The organism is Candidatus Igneacidithiobacillus taiwanensis (assembly GCF_031962545.1).
GTDB classification, from domain to species: domain Bacteria; phylum Pseudomonadota; class Gammaproteobacteria; order Acidithiobacillales; family Acidithiobacillaceae; genus Igneacidithiobacillus; species Igneacidithiobacillus taiwanensis.
This window is the reverse complement of sequence record NZ_JAVRKK010000143.1, coordinates 1431-3929: the sequence shown is the minus strand read 5'-3', so window position 1 is coordinate 3929 and position 2499 is coordinate 1431. Positions and strand designations below refer to the sequence as shown.

Here is a 2499-nt window from a genome sequence, read left to right as displayed (position 1 = left end):
AGGCCGCCCCTTTATGACAAGCCAAAGTGTATCCGCCAGTGAGAGGCGGATATCGGCGGTAGACCCTTTACTCCACGATCTGGGAAACGACGCCGGCACCGACGGTCCGACCGCCTTCCCGCACCGCAAAACGTAACCCTTCTTCCATGGCAATGGGAGCAATCAGACTCACCTTGAACTGGATGTTGTCTCCAGGCATCACCATCTCCACCCCTTCCGGTAGCTCTACCGCTCCCGTTACATCCGTCGTCCGGAAGTAGAATTGCGGCCGGTAGCCATTGAAGAAAGGCGTGTGCCGTCCCCCCTCTTCCTTGGACAATACATAGACTTCCGCCTCAAACTTGGTGTGCGGCTTGATGCTGCCCGGCTTCGCCAGTACCTGCCCACGCTCCACTTCGTCTTTCTTGGTACCGCGCAGCAACACGCCAACATTGTCACCCGCCTGGCCCTGGTCCAGAATCTTGCGGAACATCTCCACTCCCGTGACGGTGGTCTTGCTCGTCGGCCGAATACCAACAATCTCCACTTCGTCACCCACCTTGCAGATCCCGCGTTCAATCCGTCCCGTTACTACCGTGCCCCGACCAGAAATACTGAAAACATCTTCAATAGGCATCAGGAAGGCCTTGTCAATGGGCCGCTCCGGCAAGGGAATGTAGCTGTCCATGGCTTCGGCCAGCTTCAAAATCGCCGGCTCCCCAATCTCGCTCTGATCCCCCTCCAGGGCCTTGAGCGCCGAGCCTATGACCACCGGAATGTCGTCTCCGGGAAATTCATACTTGGAGAGCAGCTCCCGCACTTCCATTTCCACCAGTTCCAGAAGCTCGGCGTCATCCACCATGTCAGCCTTGTTCAAAAACACCACAATGTATGGCACCCCTACCTGCCGGGCCAACAAAATATGCTCCCGCGTCTGCGGCATGGGGCCGTCCGCCGCCGAGCACACGAGAATGGCCCCGTCCATCTGCGCCGCACCCGTAATCATGTTCTTGACGTAATCCGCATGACCAGGACAGTCCACATGGGCGTAATGCCGATTCGCCGTCTCGTACTCCACATGGGAGGTCGCAATGGTAATACCCCGTGCACGCTCTTCCGGTGCATTGTCAATCTGGTCGTATGCCCGCGCCTCTCCACCAAACCTGGCCGACAATACCTTCGTCAACGCCGCCGTCAACGTGGTCTTCCCGTGATCCACGTGACCAATCGTCCCTACGTTTACATGCGGCTTCGTCCGCTCAAACTTTCCCTTGGACATGAAATTCTCCGTTACCGACTAGCGCTGACTTTTTTTGACAATAGCCTCGGCCACATGGCCTGGCACTTCCATATACTTCTCAAACTGCATGGTATAGGTAGCTCGCCCCTGCGATAACGAGCGCAAAGTGGTTGCATACCCAAACATTTCCGCAAGGGGTACTTCTGCGCGGATGATCTTGGCCCCGGCTTCGTCATCCATCCCTTGCATGACACCTCGGCGACTGTTGATATCGCCAATGATGTCACCCATGTATTCCTCGGGAGTGACCACCTCTACCGCAAAGATCGGCTCCAGGAGCACGGGATTAGCCTTGGCCGCACCCGCCTTGAAGGCCATGGAACCAGCAATCTTGAAAGCCGCTTCCGATGAATCAACCTCATGGTACGAGCCATCAAAAATGGTGACCTTGACATCAACCACAGGAAAGCCGGCAATGATACCACTCTCTAGAGCTTCTTCAACCCCCTTGCAGGTTGGCGCAATGTATTCCTTAGGAACCACACCACCAACTATGGCATTTTCAAAAATGAATCCAGAACCCGGCTCCAAGGGTTCCAAGCGCAGCCAAACATGACCATACTGCCCTCGGCCACCGGATTGACGAACAAATTTTCCTTCGGATTCAACTGTCTTGCGAATGGTTTCCCGATATGCTACCTGGGGGGCACCCACGGTCGCATCGACGTTGAACTCCCTCTTCATTCGATCAACGATGATTTCCAGGTGCAGTTCGCCCATCCCAGAGATGATGGTTTGTCCAGACTCCTGATCTGTCCGCACCCGGAAGGAAGGATCCTCTTGGGCAAGCTTCCCCAAGGCGATACCCATCTTTTCCTGATCACTTTTGGTTTTGGGCTCCACTGCCACATGAATCACCGGCTCGGGAAACTCCATTTGCTCCAGGAGAATGGGATTTTCCATGTCCGAAAGGGTGTCGCCAGTGAATGCAGTCTTCAAACCAACGGCAGCCGCTATATCGCCAGCCAGCACTTCTTTGATCTCCTGTCGTTCATTGGCATGCATCTGTAGAATACGGCCAATTCGTTCCCGTTGCCCGCGACCTGGGTTGTAGACTGTAGAGCCAGCATGGAGAACTCCGGAATAGACACGGAAAAAGGTCAGCTGACCGACGAAGGGATCGGTCATGATTTTGAATGCCAGGGCTGCAAACTTTTCGTTGTCATCGGCTTTGCGGGTGATTTCTTCACCAGTGTTGGGATCCACTCCCTTGACCGGAG

General features: G+C 55.1%; 2 protein-coding genes. Both read right to left on the bottom strand.

The window, feature by feature from the left end:
• Positions 1-67: 67 nt before the first annotated feature.
• Positions 68-1258 (bottom strand): elongation factor Tu, encoded by a 1191-nt coding sequence (gene tuf, locus RTI30_RS12295; protein ID WP_312283881.1) that lies wholly within the window; start codon positions 1256-1258, stop codon positions 68-70.
• Between the two features lie 18 nt (positions 1259-1276).
• A partial coding sequence (fusA, locus tag RTI30_RS12290) for an elongation factor G (protein ID WP_312283880.1) occupies positions 1277-2499 on the bottom strand: 1223 nt, incomplete at its 5' end.